Below are 22,288 nucleotides of genomic sequence, written 5' to 3' on the forward strand. Positions count from 1 at the left end.
ATCGAACGATGCTGGTCGAACTGGTGAAGGTCGCAAAGTTTCCCAGGAGCCCCTGGCTGGCCCAGGTCCGGACGCCGTTCGGCGGGACAGCGGTCCGCTGGTGCGGTGACCAGGCCGCGAAGCCGGGCACGTACCACGTTGAGTGGACGGTCGATGAGGACATCGCCTGGGGTCGGAACGCGAAACCGGCTGTCGGCGTCGGACCGGGAGTCCGACCTGGCGGGCACTGCGTTGTGCTGCGCGGACGGCTGGACCTCACCGTGGACGGCGCCGCCGTGCTGGACTTCGGTGGCTCGCAGATTCTGCTGGACCTTGCGGATCCGCTGCCTGAGGGTGTTGCCGGCACGTGGGTCGAGCTCTTCATCGAGCACGAGAGGATCGCGCTCCATCCGTACGAACTCTGACCAGCGATCAGTCGTTGGCCGCCGCCCACTCCCCAGTGCGGTCGGTACGGGGCAGCGCTCCGGCACGCCGGGGTCGCTCAACCGCGTGAAGGGAACGAAGCCAGCGGACCGTGCGTGGCCCCCAGGCCGCCTCCGCCGTGCCACGCGGCATTCCCCGGCTGCCGTCCTCAGGCGATGGCGGAGCCTCGGGACAGGAGTTGTGCGACCGCCAGGGCCGCCACCGCGATTGCCGCTCGGAAGGGCCAGCGGCTGGTGGTGGGCCACCACGGGGCGGCGCCTGCGGCGGCGGCGCAGCCCGCGGCGGTCGCGCACAGCCAGACCGGCAGCCTCACCTCCCCGGGCGGGCCCAGGGTGACGACCGCGACCGCGGCCAGCAGCGTGACCAGCGTGAGGCGGCGACAGGCCACGGGACCTAGGCGTTGCGGCAGGCCGCGCACGCCCGTCGCGAGGTCGTCCGCGATGTCCGGCAGCGCGTTCACCCAGTGGGCGCCTACGCCGAGCAGGGCGCTCGTGACGACGGCCCACCAGGCAGGCCAGGCGGGGGTCGGCGCGCCGAGCGTGACGAAGGCGGGCAGGGACGCGAACCCGACGGCGTACGGCACGGGCGACAGCAAGGTGCTCTTGAGGACCAGGTTGTACGCCCACCCGCCGGCGACCACGCCCGTCACGTGCACAGCCGCGGCCGCCACGCCGCTGAGCAACGAAAGCGGTACGCAGAGGAGGAGCGCCAGCACAGCCGCCACGGCGACCGTCCTCGGTCTCAGGGCGCCGCCCGCGAGAGGCTTGTCGCGGCGACCGCTGGCCGTGTCGCGGACCGCGTCCACCGCGTCGTTGCACCACCCGATCGACAACTGGCCGGCGAGCACCGCCGAGCCGGCCGCCACGGCGCCACCCGCTCCCTGCCCCGACGCCGCCGACAGTGCGGTGACGAAGACCGTCACCGCGATCGTCGGCTCCGGGTGACAGGAACGCAGCAGCGCCGAGAGCCGGTGTGTCGCTCGCACCGGGACGGCAGTGGGGTATAGAGACACGGGTGCAAGGTAATCGCGCCACCGGTCGTGAGGAGACATCCCGGAATGCGTGTCCCCACGGTCCCCCGGTTCGCTCCCATAAAGCCGCCATCTGCCCGCGCGGACGACGGCATCACCGCACCGACCGGCCCGGACGGTCGCGAGAGCGTCGTTGCCGCCGTCCGTACGGCCCTGCCCGAGCACCGGTACGACCAGAGCGAGCTCACGGAGCTGATCGGTGACCTCTGTCTCGCTCCGGGGGCGGACCGCGCCCTGCTGCGGCGACTGCACGGAGCCTCCGGGGTGCGGACCCGGCACCTCGCCCTCCCGCTCGACCGGTACGCCGCCATCCGGGACTTCGGCGAGGCGAACGCCGCATGGATGACCGCCGGCCTGGAACTCGGGGAAAGGGCACTGACGTCGGCACTCGGCGCCGCCGGGGTCTCTCCGTCGGACGTGGACCTGCTCGTGTGCACGTCCATCACCGGGATCGCCGCGCCGTCGCTCGACGCCCGGCTCGCGTCACGCATGGGGATGCGGCCGGACGTCAAGAGGATCCCCGTCTTCGGTCTCGGATGTGTGGCGGGTGCCGCCGGTCTCGCCCGGCTTCACGACTACCTGCGCGGCCACCGCGACGACGTGGCCGTGCTGCTGAGCGTCGAACTGTGCTCGCTCACCCTGCAACAGCGCGACGACTCGGCGGCCAACCTCGTCGCCGGCGCCCTCTTCGGCGACGGCGCGGCGGCGGTCGTCGCGCACGCCGCTCGCGCGGACGACCGACGGCCCGGCCGGCCGACGGTGGTGGCCACCCGCAGCCTCCTCTACCCGGGCACCGAGCACCTGCTGGGCTGGGCGATCGGGGCCGGGGGGTTCCGTCCTGTGGTGGACGCCGGCATCCCGGACGTCGTCACGGCCAGGATCGGGCCGGACCTCCGGGCCTTCCTCTCCACCCGCGGCCTGGCTCCCGATGACATCGGCGTCTGGCTCTGTCATCCCGGCGGCCCACGGATCCTCACGGCGGTGGCACACACGCTGGACCTGCCCGAGGAAGCCCTCCTCTCCGCCCGCCGTGCCCTGGCGGCCTCGGGGAACATGTCCTCCGCCTCGGTGCTGCGGATCCTGGAGGACGTCACCACCGGCCATCCGCCGCCGCCCGGCTCGTGGGGGCTGATGATGGCGATGGGCCCCGGCTTCTGTGTCGAGTTCGTCCTCCTGCGCTGGTGAGGAAGCCCTGATCATGCTGTGGTACACACTGCTCCTGGCGGCCGTCGCCGCGGAACGCCTCGTCGAACTCGCCGTCGCCCGACGCAACGCGGCCTGGACCCTCGCCCGTCTCGGAGTCGAGTACGGCCGTGGTCATTACCCGGTCATGGTGGCCCTGCACACGGGTCTGCTCGTGAGCTGTCTGATCGAGCCCTGGCTGCTGGACCGACCGTTCCTGCCGCTCCTCGGCTGGACGATGGTGGTGGTCGTCGTCCTCGCCCAGGCGCTGCGCTGGTGGTGCGTCACGACCCTGGGGCCGTACTGGAACACGCGGGTCATCGTGGTCCCGGGCACCCGACTCGTGCGGGCCGGGCCGTACCGCTTCGTGCGCCACCCGAACTACGTCGCGGTCGTGGCCGAGATCGTGGCCCTGCCCCTGGTGCACTCCGCGTGGCTGACCGCCGCCGCGTTCACCGCTGCCAACGCGCTGCTGCTCGCCGTCCGTCTCCGGTGCGAGAACGCCGCTCTGGGGCGGATGATCGCTGCGTGACCCGCACACACGATCTGCTGATCGCGGGCGGCGGGCCGGCAGGGCTGGCCACCGCGCTCTACGCCGTACGGGCGGGATTCGACGTCGTACTGGCCGAGCCGCGGCCCATGCCCGTCGACAAGGCCTGCGGGGAAGGGCTGATGCCCGGGGCCGTCAGGGAACTGCGCGCGCTGGGGCTCGACGTCCCCGGGCGGCCGATCGTCGGCATCCGCTACCGGCAGGGCCCGCACCAAGCACAGGCCGAGTTTCGGCACGGCCCTGGCCTCGGAGTGCGGCGCACCGCCCTCCACGCCGTCCTGCACACGGCCGTCCTCGCCGCAGGAGTTCCCGTCCTCCCGGTGAGGGTGCAGGAGGTGCACCAGGGCGCCAGGAGCGTCTCCGACAGGGCCACGGGAGTACGCGCCCGCTGGCTCGTCGCCGCCGACGGGCTGCACTCGCCGGTGCGGCGTTCGCTCGGCCTCGGGATGCGCGACGCGGGAGCCCCGCGCTACGGGCTCCGCCGGCATTACGCGGTCGCGCCGCCTTCGCCGTACGTCGAAGTCCATTGGGGGCCTCAGGGTGAGGCGTACGTGACACCACTCGGACCACGGCTCCTGGGCGTCGCGCTCCTGACCTCCCGTCGTGCTTCCTTCGACGAGCAGCTGACCGGCTTCCCCGAACTCGCCGCCGCTCTGCCCCGAGACGCCGCCGTCGGTGGCGTGCGAGGCGCGGGCCCCCTCCGCCAGAAGGTCCGCAGTCGCGTCCATGGGCGCGTCATGCTCGTGGGCGACGCGGCCGGATACATCGACGCCCTGACCGGCGAGGGCGTCTCACTGGCCCTCGCCGGTGCCAGAGTGCTGATCGATCAGCTGCGCCGCGGCTCCCCACGGGGTTACGAGGCCGCGTGGCGGCGCGCGACCTTCCGGCACCGGCTTCTGACCGACTGCCTGGTGCGGGCTCGGCAGCACCCCTGGCTGGCAGACAAGATCGTGCCGGCCGCCTCCCGGCTTCCCCCCGTCTTCAGCCTCGCGGTGAACGCGCTCGCCTGAACACCTGCTCGCCTGGCCACGTACACGTCTGAACACGTACACGCCTCGACACGTACACGCCGGTGCACGCGTCGAGGCCGGTCACGCTTCAGCTCTCGACTCCACGGGCGTCAGGGAGCTGCGCAGTGCCGACTTCCCCGACGCCCAGGCTTCGCGCACATGTGCGCCGAGCCGGTCCTCCAGGAGTACGGTCGCGGCACACCCGAAGGCGACGTCCGGCTCCAGTGCGGGCTCGTCGGCGAGCAGCCCGCCGACGACCTCATGTCGTACGACCTGCTCGTGGACGGCATCGGCCTCGACGTGCTCGGTGTAGAAGCGTTCGGCGGCCGGCCCCGCGCCACAGCGCCGCATGGCCTTGGCGAGCCTGCGGGAGCCGGGTGAGGACGTGATCTCCACACAGGCGAAATGGCCGACCAGGGCTCCGCGCAGGGACCGGTGCAGCCCGAAGAGGGACATCAGGTTGACCGTCGCGAGCGCCGAGGCGTCGGCGTGGTCCAGGTAATGGCCGTACGCCGGGTCGAGGTCGAGGTCGGTCATGAGCTCCGCGAAGAGCCGCGCGTGGAGCCGGCGGGGGTCACCGGCGCCGAACTCGTCGTACTCGACGGCCGCCATCGCGACCTTGGCGCGACCGGTCAGCCGCGGGATGACCCAGGCGTGCGGGTCCGCCTCCTTGAGGTGGTAGAGGGAGCGCAGGGCCGCGTACTCGCGCAACTGCCAGAGTTCGCCCTCGGTTTCCAGGTGGCGGCTGAGGCTGTCGGCCGGATCCACCGGTTCGACGAGCAACGGGGCGAAGGCCTCGTCGACGGATCGCGGCGCGTCGGTCAGGGCGGTGCGCAAGGCGTGGTGAAACAGGTTCTCCAGCTCCCGCCGCAGCCGCAGCAGGTCCGGGTCCCATTCCCGTTCGTCGGCGACACCCTCGAAGCCCCGGTAGTGCAGCTCGTAAAGAAGGTAGAGCGCGAGCTGCAGGTCCTCCCCCCAGGGGTCAGCCCGCCGGACGCTTGCCTCGGTGTACGCGGGCGGGCGCCCGGTCCGCAGGGCCCGCTCCACGGCGGACGACAGGTCACCGCGCCCCGCGACGAGGCGGGGACCGGCAGGGGTGGCCGTGGCGCTTGCGCCGGGCGGGGTCATCGGAGGCTCCTGCCTTCGGGGGATGCGCCGTCTCGCGCGCGGGGGCGGTGACTGGTGTCGCACCAGGGGTACGAGCGGCTGCGGCGACAGGTGCACACCGCGACCATGAACCGATCGGACCGGGCCAGGGTCCCGTCGTCGAGCGCGACCTCCACCGGGCCCTCCACGAGGACCGGGCCCTGGGGGTCCGGGGTCACCCGGCGGGCGCGGTCCGGTGGCGCGGCGGCGGTCCCGGGGCCGGCGGCGGGATACGCGTGGTCAGAGGTGTTCGGCACGGATGATCACCAGCTCTTCGTGTTCGACGCCTTCGTCGGCCAGTCCGCGGCCCTGCAGCCAGCTCCGCCGTCCGCGGAGTACCGGACCCCACGGAACGGAGGTCCGCCCGGTGATCCGGGCGGTCAGCCCGGCCGTCCTCAGCCGGTCCACGGTGGTCTCGGGGCAGCTCATCGCCGAGTGCACCATCAGCAGGACGCCGCCCGGGCGCAGCAGGGCCGGGGCACGGGCACAGACGCGGTCGATGACCGCGCGCCCGTCGGGACCGGCGTCCCAGGCGCGTGCGGCCCCGTGCGACGGTGGCCGGGATCGGGCCGAGGGCACGTAGGGCGGGTTGGTGAGAATGAGGTCGAAGCGTCGGCCCTGGACTCGGGTCGAGAAGTCGCCGTGCAGCACCCGCAGCCGCTGACCTTGCCGGATGGCGTTCAGCTTGGCGGCGATCACGGCGCGCCAGGAGACGTCGACGGCGACGACCCGGGCCCCGGTACGCGCCGCGCACAGGGCGAGGGCGCCCGTGCCGGTACCGATGTCGAGTACGTCGGTGGTCGCGTCGAGCTCCTCACGCGAGAGGGCCTCCGCGAGGAGCCTGGTGTCCGCCTGCGGGCTGTACACGCCGGGCAGGGCGATCAGCTTTCCGGGGAGCGTACCGAGGGCCAGAGTCGTACTGGGCGCCATGGATCTCCTCATGAATCAGGGGGTCCGCAGGGGTGGGGCCTGCGTTCGATCACGTGGGAGCGCATGCCCGGCATGGCGATCTCTATTCGTGGCCGTCGCCGTTCCGGATGACTCAGACGGAAGATGACGCGGACATACGGAGGTACGGGGGTGTCTGGCGGTTCTGCCTCGCTCAGCGCCCGGGGCGCGGAAGGAGACGCCTTCGTCTGAGCACCGCTCCATTGTGGCCCGGGGACGCGGAGCCCGCCTGAGGAAGGTCCGGGCAGGGTCGCCCCACGGCACCCGGGCGACGGGACGCGGCGGGCTCTTACCCGGCCGCCATGTCAGGACCGGGCAGAAGGGTCTCGTCGAGGTGGTAACCGAGCTCCCGCAGGCCCCGGGCGACGGCCACGGCCCGCCGGTGGCGCTCGGCCCGTTCCGGCGACTGCTCGGTCTTCTCCGCGGGGCCGGCCTGTGGCGAGGGTGGGGGAGGGGTGGCGTCTTGGACCGCGTCCCACGCCGCACCTGCGACGGCCTCCGCGATCCGGTCGTCGATGCGTCCGCTGTTCCGCCAGCGGGACAGCTCCTCCTGGGTCCCGGTGTGACCGAGGTGGTCCTCGATGGCCTGGCGGGCTTCGCGGGCATCGGCCGATTCGGCCGGGCCGTGTTCCGGTTCTGGCGTCATGCAACGCAAGGTAACCGCGCCCGGGCCGGCCACGACCGCGCCACGCCAGCGACGTCGCGCAGCTCGCGCACGCCGCACGGGGACCCGGAAAGGCCTGGCGGGTGTCGTCAGTCGGACTCGTCGCCCTCGGGGAGCGGCCGCGGTTCGAGCGGACGGACAGCGGGGCCCTGGAGTACGGAGCCGTCGACGGCGAACCGGGAGCCGTGGCAGGGGCACTCCCAGGCGCGTTCGGCGTCGTTGAAGAGGACCAGGCACCCCAGGTGGGTGCAGCGCGCGGACACCGCCTGCGTCGCGCCGCTCTCGTCGCGGTAGACCGCGCATTTCCGCCCCCCGACGCGTACGAGCGCTCCGGCACCGGGCGGGATGTCGTCGACGGTGTCGACATGGGAGGACCGCAGCCGGTCCCCCACGAAGTGCTTGAGGACCGATCCCTGCACCTTCAGCAGGGACGGTGCCTCGCGGGGGTGGAGGCGACGCGGGTCGTAGAGGGAGGCCCAGGGCGGTTCGCCGCCCGTGATCAGGGCACAGAGGAGACGGCCTGACATCACGCCGCTGCTCATGCCCCAGCCGCCGAAACCGGCGGCCACGTACACGTGCCGCGAGCCGGGGTGGAACGGCCCCACGAAGGGGACCCCGTCCGTGGTCGTGTTGTCCTGCGCCGCCCACCGGTGGGTGATCCGCACGTCGGGGAACCGCTCCTCGGTCCACGCGGCGAGCCGCTCATGGCGCTCGCTCACATCGCCGACGCCCGGCTTGAACTTCTCCCCGGTCACGATGAGCAGCCGTTCGCCTTCGCCGTACGGAGCGGTGCGCACCGACCGGGTGTTCCGCTCCTGCGTCAGGTACATGCCGTGCGGGTCCTGGTCGGCCGGGAGGATTCCGGCGACCACGAGCTCGCGGTGCGGTTCGAGACGGGAGAACATCAGGGCGCGGTCGAAGACGGGATAGTGCGTGGCCACGACGACGTCCCGGGCCACGATCTGCGCCCCGCCCTCGGTGGTGAGCCGGCAGGGCTCGCCCTCGTCGAGGGAGACGATCCGGGTACGTTCGTGGACGACCCCACCGCGTCCGACGAGGTCGGCGACGAGAGCCAGCAGGTACTTCCGCGGGTGGAACTGGGCCTGGTGCTCGGCACGGACCGCGCCCGCGACGGGGTACGGCAGGTCGGTGTCCGACACGACAGAAGCAGTAAGACCGGCCTCGCGCGCCGCCTCGGCCTCGGCCCTCAGCTGGTCGACCGCGTCCGCCGACTCCATGTACACGAATGCCGGGACCCGCTCCAGCTCGCAGTCGATCCCCAGCTCCGTCGCGACCTGCTCGACCGCATCGACGGCCTCCTGCTGCGATTGCGCGTACTGCCGCGCTCCTTCCGCACCGAACGACTTGCGCAACCGGGCGTACAGGAGGCCGTGCTGGGCGGAGAGCTTCGCGGTCGTGTGGCCGGTGACTCCCGCGGCCAGGCGGTCGGCTTCGAGCAGGGCGACCCGCGCCCCCGCACGTCCGAGTTCCCAGGCGGTGCTGATGCCGGCGACGCCGGCGCCGATCACCGCCACGTCGACGTCCAGATCACCGGTCAGCGCGGGGTACTCGGGCCCCGTCCCGGTCTCCATCCAGTACGACTCGTAGGTGTCGGGCAGTTGTGTCATGGCAGCGCTCTCCCACTTCCGTGCGTCTCAGCGCGCGCAGAGCCGGGACGAAGCCACAGCGCCGCCGACCGGCCCTGTGTCCCGCGCCCGCTGTCCTGTACGGCACCTGCCCCCTGACCACGATTTCAGCCGCCCGCCCCCCTCCTCCGCCGCCGTATGGCCCTGTACGGCGCTCGACGTGCCGCGCGGCACGGACGTCGGAGCCCACGGACCGCGGGGGACCGCCGGGCGCTACGCCGGACGCGCGAGTTCCGGGTGTGTCCCACAGACTGGAGACGGCTCAGGAGGTGCCTTCCGCATGTCGCCGCCCCGGCCCCCGACCCGGAATCGAAGGAGCAGACGTGGCCGAACACCCGTCGGAGCCCGCACGACGTCCGGGAGGGATCCGGGTCGCCTCGGTACCCGCCGGCCACGTGTACGTGCGGCACTGCTCCACGCCGGCGTCCGACGACGTCACCCGCCTCCCGGACCCCCGGCCGAACGGCGCGCCCAGTACGTCGCAGCGCTGGTGGCCGCCGGTCATGCTGGACCCGGACTGGGTGAGTACCCACCACGACGACTTCGACGTGTACCACCTGCATTTCGGCTTCGACGCGCAAAGCCCGGCCCAGCTGTCCGCGCTCGTCGACGCCCTCGGACGGCACGGCAAGCCCCTGGTCTACACCGTGCACGACCTCCGCAATCCCCATCAGCAGGACCCGGCCGCCCACGAAGCCGCGCTCGACGTCGTGATCCCCGCGGCCGACCGGCTCATCACGCTCACCCCGGGCGCCGCCCAGAGCATCCGCGACCGCTGGAACCGTACGGCGACCGTGCTGCCCCATCCCCATGTGGTGGACATGCCGCGCCTGGCCGACGCCAGGCCGGACCACGACACGTTCCGGGTCGGGGTGCACGCCAAAGTCTGCGTCCCAACATGTCCGTCCTGCCGGTCGTGCGCGTACTCGCCGAAGCCTTCGCCGAGCTCCCCGACGCGGAGCTGCGGGTCAACATCCACCGTGACGTGGCCGACCCCGCCGCCCCGGCCCACGCCCCGGGCCTCCTTCAGGCGCTGGACGACCTGCACCGGCGAGGGCGCCTCACCCTCACCGTCCACGACTACTTCGACGACGACCAGCTCTGGGACTACCTCGCGTCGCTGGACCTCTCGGTCCTGCCCTACCGGTTCGGTACGCATTCCGGCTGGCTGGAGGCCTGCCACGACCTCGGTACCGCGGTCGCGGCGCCGGACTGCGGCTTCTACGCCCAGCAGCGCCCCTGCCTGACCTACGGCCACACGCAACAAGCGGGGCTGGACGAGCGGTCGCTACGGGAGGCGGTACGGACGGCGTTCGAGAAGAGGCCGGCACCACGGGCCACCGCCACGGACCGCGTGCGCGAACGCGGCGAACTCGCCGCCGCCCACCAGGCCCTCTACACGAGCCTGCTGAGGTGAACAGCCTCCGGATCGCCCTCATCGCGTCCATGCGCTTCCCGATCGCCGATCCGTTCGCGGGAGGGCTGGAAGCCCACACGTGGGCGCTCGCGCGCGCCCTGACGCGACGCGGCCACCGCGTCCACCTCTTCGCCGCCGCCGGCTCGGACCCCGCCCTCGGAGCACGCGAACTGCCCGTCCGCCGTGTGGTGCTGAGCGCCGCGGCCCGCTCGGACACCAGCATGCCCGGGACCGCGTGGATGGAAGAACACCACGCCTACCTCGGACTGATGCTGGAACTGGCCCGCGACGGCGAGGACCGCTTCGACGTCGTGCACAACAACAGCCTTCACTACCTCCCGGTCGCCATGGCCTCGGCCCTGCGCGTCCCCGTGATCACCACGCTGCACACGCCGCCCACCCCCGGTCTGGAGTCCGCCATCCAGACCGACGACGAGTGTCCCGTGACGTTCACGGCGGTCAGCCGGTTCACCGCCTCCTCCTGGCGGCCGACCGTCCGCGCGGCACGTGTCGTACGCAACGGTGTGGACACGGACTTCTGGACGCCGGGTCCCGGCGGCGGCGATCTGGTCTGGTCCGGCCGGATGGTCCCCGAGAAGGCACCCCGTCTGGCGATCCTGGCGGCCCGCGCGGCGGGCGTCCCCCTGCTCCTGGCCGGTCCCATCGCGGACCGACGGTACTTCCAGGAAACGGTGGAACCCCTGCTCGGGGAGGGCGCCACGTACGTCGGCCACCTGACTCGACGACAGCTCGCCGCACTGCTCGGAACGGCGGCCGCCGTTCTGGTGACACCCGAGTGGGACGAGCCGTACGGCCTCGTCGTCGCCGAAGCACTCGCCTGCGGCACCCCGGTCTGCGGTTTCGACCGGGGCGCCCTGGCGGAGATCCTGGAACCGGCGCACGGACTGCTCGCACCACCGGGGGACGTACAGGCCCTGGCCACGCTCATTCCACGCGTCATGAGCCTGGACCACCGGGACGCGCGCCGACGGGCGGTCGGCTTCTGTTCCCTCGACCGGATGGCCGACGCCTACACCTCGCTCTACGAGGAGGTGACGAGGTGATCGGCTACTACGTCCACCACCAGGGCCGCGGACATCTGCACCGCGCCGGCTGCATCGCCGCCCACTCACCTATGCGGGTCACCGTCCTGTCCTCCTTGCCGCGGCCCGCGGCATGGCAGGGGGACTGGGTGGTCCTGCCGCCGGACGCCACCGATGCTCCCACCGACCCGACGGCCCGGGGACGCCTGCACTGGGTCCCCCTGCACCACCCCGGCCACCGCGAACGCATGGCCGTCATCGCCGAGTGGATCAGAGGCGCGGACCCGGCTCTGTTCGTCAGCGACGTCTCCGTGGAAGCCGCCACCCTGGCGCGCCTCATGGGAACCCCGGTCGTCGTCGCCGCCATGCGGGGCGACCGACAGGACGAGGCCCACCGCCTCGCCTACGCCCTCGCGGACGCCCTCCTGGCTCCATGGCCGTCCTCCCTCCCCGAACCGGACTGGCCCGCCCACTGGCGCGCCAAGACCGTGCACACCGGCAGCATCTCCCGCTACGACGGCCGTCCACGTCCCCGGCCCGACACCGAGGCACCGCCCCACCGCAAGGAGGTGGTGGTGATGCTGGGCGCCGGCGGAACGGACACCAGCGCCTCCCAGCTCCAGGAGGCGCGACGAGCCGCCCCCGAGTGGACCTGGACCGTCCTCGGAGGACCCCGGGCTCCCTGGATCGAGGACCCCTGGCCCGTTCTGTGCCGGGCGAGCGTGGTGATCACTCACGCGGGACAGAACGCCGTCGCGGAGTGCGCCGCCGCTCGGGCCCCGAGCATCGTCATCCCCCAGGAAAGGCCCCACGGAGAACAGCACGCCACTGCGCGGGCGCTGGCCGAGGGCGGCCTGGCGACCGTATGCGACACCTGGCCCCCTCCCCACGCCTGGCCGGCGTTGCTGGCCGAGACCGTCGCCCGCCCGGACCGCTGGGCGGACTGGTCCCCTGGAGACGGCGCCCGTAGAGCGGCGCGCGTGCTCACGGACCTGGCCCTGCGCCCGTCGGGAGCAACCGGTGCGTAGCGCGGTCATCACCCTGGCGCACGGCCGGCACACCCATCTCCGCCTTCAGCAGGAAGGCCTCGCCCACAGCACGCTGGGCCCTGACCAGTACGTGGTCGTCTCCATGGGCGACCCGGACATCGGAGCCGTCACCGTCGACAGGAAGCCGTCCGCGACGGTGCTCGACGTGCCCCTGCGCGAGGGGCGCCTCCCGCTCGCCGCCGCCCGGAACGCGGGAGCCGCGCGCGCTGTGGAGGCGGCGGCGGAACTCCTGGTCTTCCTCGACGTGGACTGCGTCCCAGGGGCCTCCCTCCTCGCGGGGTACGCGCGCGCCGCACAGGACGGGGCCCTGCTCTGCGGCACCGTGGCCTACCTGCCGCCTCCACCGCCGGACGGCTACCGGCTCGACGCCCTGCCGGACATGGCCGCCCCCCACCCCGCTCGGCCGGCGCCCCCCGACGGTGTGGTCCTACGAGGCGGGGACCCCCGCCTCTTCTGGTCGCTGTCCTTCGCCGTCACCGCTCGCACCTGGACCCGCATCGGAGGCTTCTGCGAGTCCTACACCGGATACGGAGCCGAGGACACCGACTTCGCCGCCACAGCGGCCCTCCGTGGCGTGGACCTGCGGTGGGTGGGCGGCGCACCCGCCTACCACCAGTACCACCCCACCTCCCATCCGCCCGTCCAGCACCTCGACGACATCCTCCGTAACGGGGCGCTGTACAAACGGCGGTGGGGCAGCTGGCCGATGGAGGGGTGGCTGCACGACTTCGCCGACCAGGGCCTGGTCGAGTACGTGCCCGCGACGGACACCTGGCGGCGAAGCTGAGCATCCCCCGTCACATGGCGGCCGGGAAGCGTTCCCAGACGCGGTGGGCCGAGAGGAGTTCCAGCAGCTGCGGCAGTCCTCGGGCATCGTCGGTGACGATGACGCCGGGCTCTTCGGCGCTGATGCCCGCGGCTTCGAAGAGAGCTTCGGCGCCGCCCCAGCCGGCCAGGGCCTTGCCGTGCCGGTAGGCCTCGGTCAGCAGCGCCAGGACACGCGGGTCACCGACGGTGGGAGCGGGCGCCCCGGCCTTGGCGTCGCGGGCGCCATGGGCGTCGGCGCCCGCTGCGGGAAGACCGGCGAACACCAGCGCGTCGAACTCGACCGAGCGCGCGGTGGCGAAGGTGCGCTGCACGGTGACCGGGTCGCCGTCGGCGGCCAGAACTCCGCCGGCCGGGGCGACGACCAAGGGCACCATGCCGGCGTCCAGGACTGCTTCGCGGACCTCGCGCACCCCGGTCATGTCGACGGCCCCGTCGGTGACGATGCCGATGACGCGTCCGTCCAGCGGCCAGGTGCGGCCGACCTGGGACAGCGCCGGGCTCGGACGGGTGTCCGCCAAGGGCTCGGTCGCGGCCGGGACGGGCAGTCCGAGTCCGGCCGCGACCTGGGCACACAGCTCGGGGTCGATGTTGGCGAGCACGGCCAGGGTGCGTTCCTTGACGGCCTGCTCGTAGCACTTGCCCAGTTCGAAGGTGTAGGCGGCGATGATGTGCTCGCGCTCGACGGGGGTCATGCTGAGCCAGAACATCCGGGACTGCGAGAAGTGGTCACCGAAGGAAGCGGGCGCCTCGCGAACCTTGCGGCCCGGCGGGACGTCGACCGGCACTTCGATGAAGGCTCCGGTGTCGGCTCCGGCGAAGAACGGGCAGCCGCCGTCGAGGCTGTTGGGCTTGTACGGCGCCACTCCGCGGTGCACGGCCGTCTGGTGCATGCCGTCGCGCAGCATGTCGTTGACGGGGGCATGCGTACGGTTGATCGGCAGCTGCGGGAAGTTGGGGCCGCCGAGCCGGGTGAACTGGGTGTCCAGGTACGAGAAGTTCCGTCCCGCGAGGAGCGGGTCGTCGGTGGCGTCGATGCCCGGCACCAGGTGGCCGGTGTGGAAGGCGACCTGCTCGGCCTCGGCGAAGAAGTTCGACGGGTTCGCGTTCAGAGTCAGCAGCCCGACGGGCTTCACCGGCGCGAGCTCCTCCGGGACGATCTTCGTGGGGTCGAGGAGGTCGATGCCCTCGAACATCTGGTCGGCCGTGTCGGGGAACGTCTGGATGCCCAGCTCCCACTGGGGGAACGCGCCGGACTCAATGGCGTCGAAGAGGTCCCGGCGGTGGAAGTCGGGGTCCACGCCCGCGATGATCTGAGCCTCTTCCCAGACCAGGGAGTGCACCCCCAGCTTGGGCTTCCAGTGGAACTTCACCAGCGTCGTGGCGCCCTCGGCGTTGACGAGCCGGAAGGTGTGGACGCCGAAGCCCTCCATCATCCGATAGGAGCGGGGGATGCCACGGTCGGACATGTTCCACAGGGTGTGGTGGGTGGCCTCGGTGTGCAGGGAGACGAAGTCCCAGAACGTGTCGTGCGCGCTCTGCGCCTGCGGGATCTCCCGGTCGGGGTGCGGTTTGCCGGCGTGGATGATGTCGGGGAACTTGATCGCGTCCTGGATGAAGAACACCGGGATGTTGTTCCCGACCAGGTCGAAGACGCCTTCCTCGGTGTAGAACTTCGTCGCGAACCCTCGGGTGTCGCGCACCGTGTCGGCGGAGCCGCGGGAGCCCAGCACCGTGGAGAAGCGCACGAAGACGGGCGTCTCGACGTCCTGGGCGAGGAAGGCTGCCTTGCTGACGCCCTGCGCCGTGCCGTAGGACTGGAAGACGCCATGCGCGGCCGCACCACGGGCGTGCACCACGCGCTCCGGGATCCGCTCGTGGTCGAAGTGCATGAGCTTCTCGCGCAGGTGGTGGTCCTGCAACAACACCGGCCCCCGCGGCCCCGCCTTCAGCGAATGATCCGTATCGGGCAGGCGCACGCCCTGCGCGGTCGTCAGATACGCACCGCTCTGTGCCATCCGGGCCTGCTCCGCGCCGGTGGGCTGCCCGGTCGGGCTGACCGTCTCCGGCCCGCTCTGGTCCGCCTTCGGCGGCAGCGGCTCCACCGGATGAACGGGCTCGACGAGCGGCGGAGAGGCGATGGCCGGCTTGCCGGGCACCCCCTCCTCCGGGCCTCCCGCCGGACCGGCGTGCACGACGTCGGCGATCTTGTCGGCGACGTCCTTCACCGGATTCTTCTCCCAACGCAGGGGGCCCTCCAGCCCTGGACGTGTGACCCGAAGCGATGCCTCCGCAAACCTGTACTAGCCCGTCCGGCCCGCCCCACCGCCGGCAGGCGCCCCCGCGTCCCGGCATGTGCCCCCTGTCCGGGACCCGCCCCGAAACCCTCACGTACAGTAGGGCTCGGGCCGTGACTGGCGCTTGAGGTGGATCACCACCGGGGAGCGGCCCGGCGGGAGCGCGTTCCACCGGCGCGACCGTACCGATGCCGTGCGCCTGGGCGAATCACCGGTCAGAGACGACGCCCAGGAGTTGCCATGTCCACCAGCACCGCCACCCTCATGGACGGCACGGCCCTCGCCCGCCGCACCGTCGAGGAGACCGCCGCCCGCGCCGCCGAGATCACCCGCCGCACCGGCGTCACCCCCTGCCTCGCGACCGTCCTCGTCGGCGCCGACCCGGCCTCCGTGACGTACGTGAAGATGAAGCAGAACCGCTGCGCGAAGGCCGGAATCCGCTCCAAGCACGTCGAGCTGCCCGCCACCACGACGACCGAGGAGCTCGTCGCCGCGATCACCGCCCTCTCCGAGGACCCCGAGGTCCACGGCATCCTCCTCCAGCACCCCGTCGGCCCGCACATCGACGAGCGCGCCGCCTTCGAGGCCATCGCCCCGGAGAAGGACGTCGACGGCGTCACCATGGCCTCCTTCGCGGCCATGGGCTTCGGACTGCCCGGCTTCGTCTCCTGCACGCCCGGCGGCATCATGCGCCTCCTCGACGCGTACGACGTCGAACTCCGGGGCAAGCGCGCCGTCGTCGTCGGCCGCAGCGCGATCCTCGGCAAGCCGGCCGGTCTGCTCCTCCTCGGCCGGGACGCCACCGTCACCTACTGCCACTCCCGGACCGTGGACCTCTCCTCCGTCGTCCGCGAGGCCGACGTCCTCGTCGCGGCCGTCGGCAAGCCGAACTTCATCAAGGGCGCGGACATCAAGCCCGGCGCCGTCGTCATCGACGCCGGCTACAACCCGGGCAACATCGGCGACGTCGACTTCGCCTCGGCCGCCGAGCGCGCCTTCCTCATCACCCCGGTCCCCGGCGGTGTCGGCCCCATGACCATCGCCGTGCTCCTCGCCCAGACCGTCGAGGGCGCGGAGCGCCAGCTCGGCCTGTAGGGGCAGCTGGTGACGGGGCCGCGGGCGATGGTCACGTTTTCGTGGAGGCCACGCTCGGCGCCCCGAAATGGGTGGCCGCGCGGCCGCGGACCGGCGAACCTTGACCTCGTGCCCCACCCGTCACCCGCCACCCCGCCGCCGCACCCGCACCCGCGCCCGCGCCCCGCCGAGCCGGCCTCGCCGGCTGGATCCGCCCCCCTCGCTGGATCCGTCCCACTCGCTGGATCCGTCCCACTTGCTGGATCCGTCCCACTTGCTGGATCCGCCGCCCCTGGCGGACGCGGCCCGCTGACCGATCCCGCCCCGGGCGACGCGCCTCAGGCCGTTCCGTCGTCGACTGAGGCGGGTGCCGTGCCTGAGTCGGCCCTCCGCGATGCCCTCGCCCCGCACGCTGAGCCTGCACCGGGTGCCGAGCCCGCACCGAGTGCCGAGCCCGCCCCGCGTGCGGAGTCCGTCCCGCTCACCGAGGCCGATGCCGGCACCAGCACCGTTGCCGGTGTCGTTGCCGGTGTCACCGTCGCCGGGCCCGCCGCCGAGGCGAGCCCCGCGCCCCGCCCCAGCTCCGTACCTGCTCGACCCGCCGTAGAGTCCGGGTGGTCCCCCCGGCTCGTACGGCTCGGCGCGCCCCGGCCCGTGAGGGATGCCCGGCGCGCGCACCGGCTCGGGGTGCCCCTCGTCCCGCTGCTCGTGGCCGCACTCGTCGCGACCGCCTTCCTCGCCGCCCGGGGCGGGACCGAGCAGACCCTGTCCACCGGCGGCGACCCGGTCGGCGTGCCCTCGCCCGTCGCCGGCGGTGACGCCCGCGAGACGTCCGGCGCGCCGGCACCCGACGCCAAGCCCACCGGCACGCGCGAGGACGGCGTCGGCGTCGCCGACACGCCGACCACCGGAACGACCACGGACGGCATCTCGACCGCCCCCACGCCGACACGGGGGACCGCCACCCCCGAGCGGAGCGCCGGCACCGCTCCGACGCCCGCCCACACGGGAAGGACGACCCCGCGACCTCGGTCCACTCCCTCCGCGAAGGGCGGCGGAGGGCTGGTCCGGCCCGTCTCCTTCGAGGAGCTGCGTGTCGGCGACTGCTTCGACATCGACCGCGGCGCGCCGGGCACCGGCGTGCGACGGGCCTGCGACACGCCGCACAACGCCGAACTCGTCGCCCGCCTCCCGCTGACCGGCCTCCACACCACCGACACGGCGATCCGCGAGGCCGCGACCCTGCTGTGCCGCGAACCGCTGCGCCGCAAGGCCGCGCGGCAGCCGCTCGGCACGCGCTGGACGACCTTCGTCCAGTACCCGTACCGGACGAGCTACCTCCTCGGTTCGGACACCGTCGCCTGCAGCCTGGCCGCCCCCTCGGCCAACGGCGGCACGCTCAGCCACCGGCTCCGGTAGGACCGGCGGCGACGGCCGCCGCCAGGGCCGTCGCCGGATCGCGGTCCGGCGGACCTGCGGGTGACCAGCGGGCGCCCGACTTGAGGTAGGGCCACCAGCGGCCGTCCTCGCCGAGCCGCACCTGCGCGTCCGTGCCCACGGCCGTCCACCGTGCGCCGCCCGACCGCCGCAGTACGGGCCGCTCGTCGTCCTCCCATGCCTCCGCCAGCCGTGCCGCGGCCCACGCGAGCGCCTCGGCGTCCGGCGTCCACTCCTCCTCCAGTACGGCGAGGGCGGCGGCGCCGCCGACCTGCCACGCGCGCGTGGCCAGGTCCATCTCGCCCCGCGTCCGGTCCGAACCGGCCGTGAGCCGCGCCGTGATCCACGGCAGCGGGGACTCCACCGCGAGCCGCACCGCGTCCTGAGCGACCGTCAGGAGCGGCACCGCCGCGTCGAATCCACCACCGCCCGGCGCGCCGCCACCCGACAGGCTCCCGCCCGGCACAACGGCACCCGAGAGGCCATCCACCGCCGCACCCGCGTCAAGCGCCTCCCTCAGCATCCGGTGCGCCCGCGCCGCCGCGTCCGTCGCGAGGAACTCCAGGGCCGCCGGGTCGACGCCCGGCGCCGGGTCCGTCTCCGTGTCCAGGGACGGCGACGCGCCCGGGGCCTGCGGGGCGGCCGGGGGCGCCGGCAGCGGAGGCAGCAGGAACGCCTCCGCGTACACCTCCTCGGCCGACACACCCGGCATGCCGCCGGTGGAGCCCCGCTCGGTGGAGTCCGCGCCCGGCGTGTCGCCGTCGCCCCGGCTCCGGCCGCCGCGCGCGGCACGCGCGGCGCTGCGTTCCTGCAACTGGTCGAGGAGCGTCCGCTCGCCCCGTCCCCGCATGAGCAGCAGGACGAACGGATCCTCGTCGAGGAGCCGGGCCACCTGGTAGGAGAGCGCCGTCGTGTGCGGACAGTGGTCCCACGCCTCGCAGCCGCACTCCGGCTCCAGGTCCCCGATGCCCGGGAGCAGTTCGAGCCCGGCGGCCGCCGCGTCCTCCACCAGGTGCGGCGGCATCTCGCGGTCGAGGAGTGCCGCGATGTGCCCCGCGCTGTCCACGGCCAGGTCCAGGAGCCGGTCCCACTCCTCCTCCGTGAACTCCCGGACGAGCACGTCACTGCGGTACGGCGTGCCGTCGCGGTCCTTGACGACCGCCGTGATGCGCCCGGGCCGTACCGACACCGCGCCCACCGCGCCCGCGCGCGCGTGCCGCCGCCCGGCCTTGAGCTGCTGGCCGTCGAGCGCCGTGTCCTCCAGGGCCTTGAGCCACGCCAGGCCCCACCAGGTCCTGGCGAAGGCCGCACCCCGCGCGGGCGGCAGCGCCGCGAACGTCCGCTCGTCGCCCTCGTGTCCGTATCCGCTCATCGTGCGTCACCCCGCAGTCGTACGAGCTCCGCCAGCTCGGCATCGGTCAGTTCGGTCAGCTCCGGCGGGGTGTCCCCGCCGGTCCCGAGGACGGTGTCCGCAAGTTCCCGCTTGCGGTCGAGCATCGTCGCGATCCGGTCCTCGATCGTCCCCTCCGCGATCAGCCGGTGCACCTGCACCGGACGGTCCTGTCCGATCCGGTAGGCGCGGTCGGTGGCCTGGGCCTCCACGGCCGGGTTCCACCAGCGGTCGTAGTGCACGACGTGCTCGGCACGGGTGAGGTTGAGCCCGGTCCCCGCGGCCTTCAGGGAGAGGAGGAAGACCGGGACCTCGCCGCTCTGGAACCGGGCGACCATCGCCTCGCGTTCGGCGACCGGCGTCCCGCCGTGCAGGAACTGGGTGCGGACGCCGCGCGCCGCCAGGTGCGTCTTCAGGAGCCTGGCCATCCCCACGTACTGGGTGAAGACGAGCGTGCACGCGCCCTCGGCGAGGATGGTGTCGAGCAGTTCGTCGAGCAGCTCCAGCTTGCCCGAACGGCCCTCGATCCTCGGCCGCTCCTCCTTGAGGTACTGGGCCGGGTGGTTGCAGATCTGCTTGAGGCCGGTCAGGAGCTTCACGACCAGGCCGCGCCGCGCCATGCCCTCCGCGTCCGCGATCGCGGCGAGCGTCTCCCGTACGACCGCCTCGTAGAGACCGGCCTGCTCGGGCGTCAGCGAGACGGTCCGGTCGGTCTCCGTCTTCGGCGGCAGTTCGGGCGCGATGCCGGGGTCCGACTTGCGGCGACGCAGCAGGAAGGGCCGGACCAGCGCGGCGAGCCGCGCGGCCGCCGCCGGGTCCCTGCCCCCCTCCACGGCGGCGGCGAACCGCGTCCGGAAGGCACCCAGGCTGCCGAGCAGCCCGGGCGTGGTCCAGTCGAGGATCGCCCACAGCTCGGAGAGGTTGTTCTCGACGGGGGTGCCGGACAGGGCCACGCGCGCGCGTGCGCCGATCGTCCGCAGCTGCCTGGCCGTCGCCGAGTACGGGTTCTTGACGTGCTGCGCCTCGTCGGCGACGACGAGTCCCCAGTTCCGCTCGGCGAGTCGCGCCGCGTCGAGCCGCATCGTGCCGTACGTGGTGAGGACGAAGCCGCCGTCGGTGAGGTCGTCCAGGTCGCGGGTCGCACCGTGGAACCGGCGCACCGGCGTGCCGGGAGCGAACTTCTCGACCTCCCGCTGCCAGTTGCCCATGAGCGAGGTCGGGCAGACGACGAGCGTGGGCCCCGCGGACGCCGGGTCGGACTGCCGGTGCAGGTGCAGGGCGATGACGGTGATGGTCTTTCCGAGCCCCATGTCGTCGGCGAGGCAGCCGCCGAGACCGAGCGAGGTCATCCGGTGCAGCCAGTCGAGTCCGCGCAGCTGGTAGTCCCGCAGGGTCGCGGCGAGCGCCGCCGGCTGGGGCACCTCCGGCCGGCCGCCCTCGGGGTCGGCGAGCCGCTCCCGCAACCGCTCGAGCCAGCCGGTCGCCGCCACTTCGACGGGCCGTCCGTCGACCTCGGTGGTGCCGGTGAGTACGGCGGAGAGGGCGTCCACCGGCGTGACCGGCCGGTCCTGCTGCGACCTGGCCCGCCGCACCTCGTCCGGGTCGACGAGCACCCAGCGGTCGCGCAGGCGCACCAGGGGCCGCCCGGCCTCGGCGAGCCGGTCGAGCTCCGCCCGGGTCAGCTCCTGGTCGCCCACGGCAAAGCGCCAGTTGAAGCCCAGCAGGGCGTCGGCGGAGAGGAAGGAGGGGATGCCGGAAGCGGCACGATGCGCGTCCGACGCCCCGAACTCCTCGGCGACGCCGGAGCCTCCAGAGCCCCCGGAGCCCCCGGTGGGCTCGGCAGCCCCGGAGATCCCCGTGGCCCCGGAGTCCTCGGAGTCCCCGTCGACCGGGCCGATCACCGCGCTCGCGGTCAGCCGGTCGGTGAGTTCGCGCGGCCAGTGGACCTGGACGCCGGCCGCCGCGAGGGCCCGGCCCGCCGCGCCGAGCAGCTCCGTGACCTCCTCGTCGGCGAGTTCCACGGTGTCGGGCACCGCCGCGGTGAGCAGGGGCGCCAGCGGCGGCCAGGCACGGGCGGCGCGCCGGAGGGCGAGCAGGGCGTCCATCCGGACCCGGGGGCCGAAGGCCGCACCGGTCCGGCCCGAACCGGCCCACACCTCCGCCGCGTCGGCGACGAGGGTGGGGTCGGCGACGGCGTGCACCTGTAGCACGGCGCGGAAGTCCGGGGCCTTCTCCGACTCGGCGGTGAAGCCCGGCAGTTCGAGCCGCAGGGAGAGCCGTACGCCCGCGTCGTGCACCGCCGCCACGTCGGCGGCCCACGCGCGCTGCTCGGGAATCACCTGCGGCGCGTCGGCCGCGAACGCGGGGCCGCCGGCGGCGAGCGGAGCCGCGGGGGTACGGGGCAGGGTGTCCGCGACGGCGTCGGCGAAGGCGCGGAGCAGCGCCTCGGGTTCGGGCAGGAGCAGGGGCTCGTCCGTCGAGAGCGGGACGGCATGCGCCTCGGGCGGCATCGACGCGGCGAGCGTGCGGAGTTCGGCGAGTTCGTCGGGGCCCAGCGGACCGGCCCGCCAGGCGTCGACGTCGCCGGGGCCGAGGCCGGGCAGCAGACGGCCGCGTGCGACGAGCCCGAGGGCGAGGAGGGAGGCGGCGCCCCAGAAGGCGCTCGCGGGGGAGGCGGTCGCGGAGAACCGGGCGCGGGCGAGGAGGGGCAGCGCGTCACGGACGCCGAGGGTGTACGCGGGGACCGTCACGGTGTGCGAACCGGCGCCGTCCACCACGGTGATCTCGCCGGCGGTGTGGTGCGCGTCGGACAGCGGTTCGCCGTCGGGTGCCCAGAAGGCGATCCGGCCGGCGCGCGGCGGATCGGCGGGGAGGAAGACGGCCGAGTGGCGGGTGAGTTCGCCGGGTTCGCCAGAGGAGGTGCCGGAGGGCTCGCGGGAGAGGTCACGCCAAGGTTGGTGGGAGGGGTCACGAGAAGGTTCGTGGGAGGGGTCACGCGAAGGATCGTGGGAAGGTCCCGGGGCAGGTCGGTGGGCGGTTTCGCGGGCGGAATCATCGGGTCCGTGCGACAGCGACAACGCATTCCTCAAATTTGACTACCTGAAGTCCGAGCGGCCGAGGGTACCCCACCGCGCCCCCGAACCTCGCACCCTCCGCC

General features: G+C 73.4%; 19 protein-coding genes and 1 riboswitch. Of the genes, 10 read left to right on the forward strand and 9 right to left on the reverse strand.

Annotation, left to right across the window (positions count from 1 at the left end; translation table 11 throughout):
* The first annotated feature begins 8 nt into the window (after window positions 1-8).
* The gene (locus DEJ43_RS36195; RefSeq protein ID WP_069202218.1) at window positions 9-404 is read left to right on the forward strand and encodes a hypothetical protein; all 396 of its coding nucleotides are present in this window, start codon (window positions 9-11) and stop codon (window positions 402-404) included.
* A 167-nt stretch (window positions 405-571) separates the two neighbouring features.
* On the opposite strand, the gene DEJ43_RS36200 is transcribed toward DEJ43_RS36195, so the two are convergent.
* Window positions 572-1,474 carry a UbiA family prenyltransferase gene (locus DEJ43_RS36200; RefSeq protein WP_015038421.1) on the reverse strand — a complete coding sequence of 301 codons (903 nt, stop codon included), beginning with the start codon at window positions 1,472-1,474 and terminating at the stop codon, window positions 572-574.
* 6 nt (window positions 1,475-1,480) lie between these two features.
* On the opposite strand from DEJ43_RS36200, the gene DEJ43_RS36205 reads away from it, so the two are divergent.
* The 3 genes from DEJ43_RS36205 to DEJ43_RS36215 are packed head-to-tail and all read left to right on the forward strand — an operon-like array spanning window position 1,481 to window position 4,195.
* Window positions 1,481-2,638, forward strand: a complete 1,158-nt coding sequence (locus tag DEJ43_RS36205; RefSeq protein WP_015038422.1) for a type III polyketide synthase — start codon at window positions 1,481-1,483, stop codon at window positions 2,636-2,638.
* A gap of 13 nt (window positions 2,639-2,651) precedes the next feature.
* Window positions 2,652-3,167 carry an isoprenylcysteine carboxyl methyltransferase family protein gene (locus tag DEJ43_RS36210; protein ID WP_015038423.1) on the forward strand — a complete coding sequence of 172 codons (516 nt, stop codon included), beginning with the start codon at window positions 2,652-2,654 and terminating at the stop codon, window positions 3,165-3,167.
* Window positions 3,164-4,195 (forward strand): NAD(P)/FAD-dependent oxidoreductase, encoded by a 1,032-nt coding sequence (locus DEJ43_RS36215; protein WP_015038424.1) that lies wholly within the window; start codon window positions 3,164-3,166, stop codon window positions 4,193-4,195. Before DEJ43_RS36210 ends, DEJ43_RS36215 begins: the two co-directional genes overlap by 4 nt.
* An 81-nt stretch (window positions 4,196-4,276) precedes the next feature.
* On the opposite strand, the gene DEJ43_RS36220 is transcribed toward DEJ43_RS36215, so the two are convergent.
* From DEJ43_RS36220 to DEJ43_RS36240, 5 genes are all read right to left on the reverse strand, one after another.
* Entirely contained in the window at window positions 4,277-5,323 is a 1,047-nt protein-coding gene (locus DEJ43_RS36220; RefSeq protein WP_015038425.1) for an iron-containing redox enzyme family protein, read from the reverse strand.
* Window positions 5,320-5,598: a CDGSH iron-sulfur domain-containing protein gene (locus tag DEJ43_RS36225; RefSeq protein ID WP_015038426.1), complete on the reverse strand. Its 279-nt coding sequence runs from the start codon at window positions 5,596-5,598 to the stop codon at window positions 5,320-5,322. Before DEJ43_RS36225 ends, DEJ43_RS36220 begins: the two co-directional genes overlap by 4 nt.
* On the reverse strand, window positions 5,582-6,271 hold the full coding sequence (locus tag DEJ43_RS36230; RefSeq protein ID WP_015038427.1) for a HemK2/MTQ2 family protein methyltransferase: 690 nt from the start codon (window positions 6,269-6,271) through the stop codon (window positions 5,582-5,584). The genes DEJ43_RS36225 and DEJ43_RS36230 overlap by 17 nt, the downstream gene beginning before the upstream one ends.
* Window positions 6,272-6,578: 307 nt before the next feature.
* Window positions 6,579-6,935, reverse strand: a complete 357-nt coding sequence (locus DEJ43_RS36235) for a hypothetical protein (RefSeq protein ID WP_015038428.1) — start codon at window positions 6,933-6,935, stop codon at window positions 6,579-6,581.
* Window positions 6,936-7,042: 107 nt separating this feature from the next.
* Window positions 7,043-8,581 carry an FAD-dependent oxidoreductase gene (locus DEJ43_RS36240; RefSeq protein WP_015038429.1) on the reverse strand — a complete coding sequence of 513 codons (1,539 nt, stop codon included), beginning with the start codon at window positions 8,579-8,581 and terminating at the stop codon, window positions 7,043-7,045.
* A gap of 916 nt (window positions 8,582-9,497) precedes the next feature.
* Between DEJ43_RS36240 and DEJ43_RS38470 the strand changes: the two genes are divergently transcribed.
* Genes DEJ43_RS38470 through DEJ43_RS36260 form a run of 4 tightly spaced genes read left to right on the forward strand, consistent with a single transcriptional unit; the run spans window position 9,498 to window position 12,895 of the window.
* A complete protein-coding gene (locus tag DEJ43_RS38470; protein WP_015038431.1) occupies window positions 9,498-10,016 on the forward strand; it encodes a hypothetical protein in 519 nt (172 codons plus the stop codon).
* On the forward strand, window positions 10,013-11,080 hold the full coding sequence (locus DEJ43_RS36250; RefSeq protein ID WP_015038432.1) for a glycosyltransferase: 1,068 nt from the start codon (window positions 10,013-10,015) through the stop codon (window positions 11,078-11,080). The genes DEJ43_RS38470 and DEJ43_RS36250 overlap by 4 nt, the downstream gene beginning before the upstream one ends.
* Window positions 11,077-12,087, forward strand: a complete 1,011-nt coding sequence (locus tag DEJ43_RS36255; RefSeq protein ID WP_015038433.1) for a glycosyltransferase — start codon at window positions 11,077-11,079, stop codon at window positions 12,085-12,087. The genes DEJ43_RS36250 and DEJ43_RS36255 overlap by 4 nt, the downstream gene beginning before the upstream one ends.
* Window positions 12,080-12,895 (forward strand): glycosyltransferase family 2 protein, encoded by an 816-nt coding sequence (locus DEJ43_RS36260; RefSeq protein ID WP_015038434.1) that lies wholly within the window; start codon window positions 12,080-12,082, stop codon window positions 12,893-12,895. The genes DEJ43_RS36255 and DEJ43_RS36260 overlap by 8 nt, the downstream gene beginning before the upstream one ends.
* Before the next feature lie 10 nt (window positions 12,896-12,905).
* Here the strand turns inward: DEJ43_RS36260 and DEJ43_RS36265 are convergent, their stop codons facing one another.
* Window positions 12,906-15,161, reverse strand: coding sequence for a catalase (locus DEJ43_RS36265; RefSeq protein ID WP_015038435.1), 2,256 nt, complete (start codon window positions 15,159-15,161; stop codon window positions 12,906-12,908).
* A gap of 172 nt (window positions 15,162-15,333) precedes the next feature.
* A riboswitch (ZMP/ZTP riboswitch) is annotated at window positions 15,334-15,442 on the forward strand.
* Between the two features lie 28 nt (window positions 15,443-15,470).
* On the opposite strand from DEJ43_RS36265, the gene DEJ43_RS36270 reads away from it, so the two are divergent.
* Both DEJ43_RS36270 and DEJ43_RS36275 read left to right on the forward strand, forming a co-directional pair.
* Window positions 15,471-16,325: a bifunctional 5,10-methylenetetrahydrofolate dehydrogenase/5,10-methenyltetrahydrofolate cyclohydrolase gene (locus DEJ43_RS36270; RefSeq protein ID WP_015038436.1), complete on the forward strand. Its 855-nt coding sequence runs from the start codon at window positions 15,471-15,473 to the stop codon at window positions 16,323-16,325.
* 633 nt (window positions 16,326-16,958) lie between these two features.
* Window positions 16,959-17,723, forward strand: coding sequence for a hypothetical protein (locus DEJ43_RS36275; RefSeq protein WP_145953735.1), 765 nt, complete (start codon window positions 16,959-16,961; stop codon window positions 17,721-17,723).
* On the opposite strand, the gene DEJ43_RS36280 is transcribed toward DEJ43_RS36275, so the two are convergent.
* Window positions 17,704-19,113 carry an SWIM zinc finger family protein gene (locus DEJ43_RS36280; protein ID WP_015038438.1) on the reverse strand — a complete coding sequence of 470 codons (1,410 nt, stop codon included), beginning with the start codon at window positions 19,111-19,113 and terminating at the stop codon, window positions 17,704-17,706. The genes DEJ43_RS36275 and DEJ43_RS36280 overlap by 20 nt on opposite strands.
* Window positions 19,110-22,208, reverse strand: coding sequence for a DEAD/DEAH box helicase (locus DEJ43_RS36285; RefSeq protein WP_233448033.1), 3,099 nt, complete (start codon window positions 22,206-22,208; stop codon window positions 19,110-19,112). Before DEJ43_RS36285 ends, DEJ43_RS36280 begins: the two co-directional genes overlap by 4 nt.
* Window positions 22,209-22,288: the final 80 nt, after the last annotated feature.

This window comes from Streptomyces venezuelae ATCC 10712, from assembly GCF_008639165.1.
GTDB classification, from domain to species: Bacteria; Actinomycetota; Actinomycetes; order Streptomycetales; family Streptomycetaceae; genus Streptomyces; species Streptomyces venezuelae.

What these genes read in the sequence shown, in the direction of transcription:
- DEJ43_RS36210 (WP_015038423.1), top strand. Translation starts at nt 2,652, where the DNA reads ATGCTGTGGTACACACTGCTCCTGGCGGCCGTCGCCGCGGAACGCCTC.
- DEJ43_RS36205 (WP_015038422.1), top strand. Translation starts at nt 1,481, where the DNA reads ATGCGTGTCCCCACGGTCCCCCGGTTCGCTCCCATAAAGCCGCCATCT.
- DEJ43_RS36280 (WP_015038438.1), bottom strand. Translation starts at nt 19,113, where the DNA reads ATGAGCGGATACGGACACGAGGGCGACGAGCGGACGTTCGCGGCGCTG.
- DEJ43_RS36220 (WP_015038425.1), bottom strand. Translation starts at nt 5,323, where the DNA reads ATGACCCCGCCCGGCGCAAGCGCCACGGCCACCCCTGCCGGTCCCCGC.
- DEJ43_RS36200 (WP_015038421.1), bottom strand. Translation starts at nt 1,474, where the DNA reads ATGTCTCCTCACGACCGGTGGCGCGATTACCTTGCACCCGTGTCTCTA.
- DEJ43_RS36270 (WP_015038436.1), top strand. Translation starts at nt 15,471, where the DNA reads ATGTCCACCAGCACCGCCACCCTCATGGACGGCACGGCCCTCGCCCGC.
- DEJ43_RS36235 (WP_015038428.1), bottom strand. Translation starts at nt 6,935, where the DNA reads ATGACGCCAGAACCGGAACACGGCCCGGCCGAATCGGCCGATGCCCGC.
- DEJ43_RS38470 (WP_015038431.1), top strand. Translation starts at nt 9,498, where the DNA reads ATGTCCGTCCTGCCGGTCGTGCGCGTACTCGCCGAAGCCTTCGCCGAG.
- DEJ43_RS36195 (WP_069202218.1), top strand. Translation starts at nt 9, where the DNA reads ATGCTGGTCGAACTGGTGAAGGTCGCAAAGTTTCCCAGGAGCCCCTGG.
- DEJ43_RS36240 (WP_015038429.1), bottom strand. Translation starts at nt 8,581, where the DNA reads ATGACACAACTGCCCGACACCTACGAGTCGTACTGGATGGAGACCGGG.
- DEJ43_RS36230 (WP_015038427.1), bottom strand. Translation starts at nt 6,271, where the DNA reads ATGGCGCCCAGTACGACTCTGGCCCTCGGTACGCTCCCCGGAAAGCTG.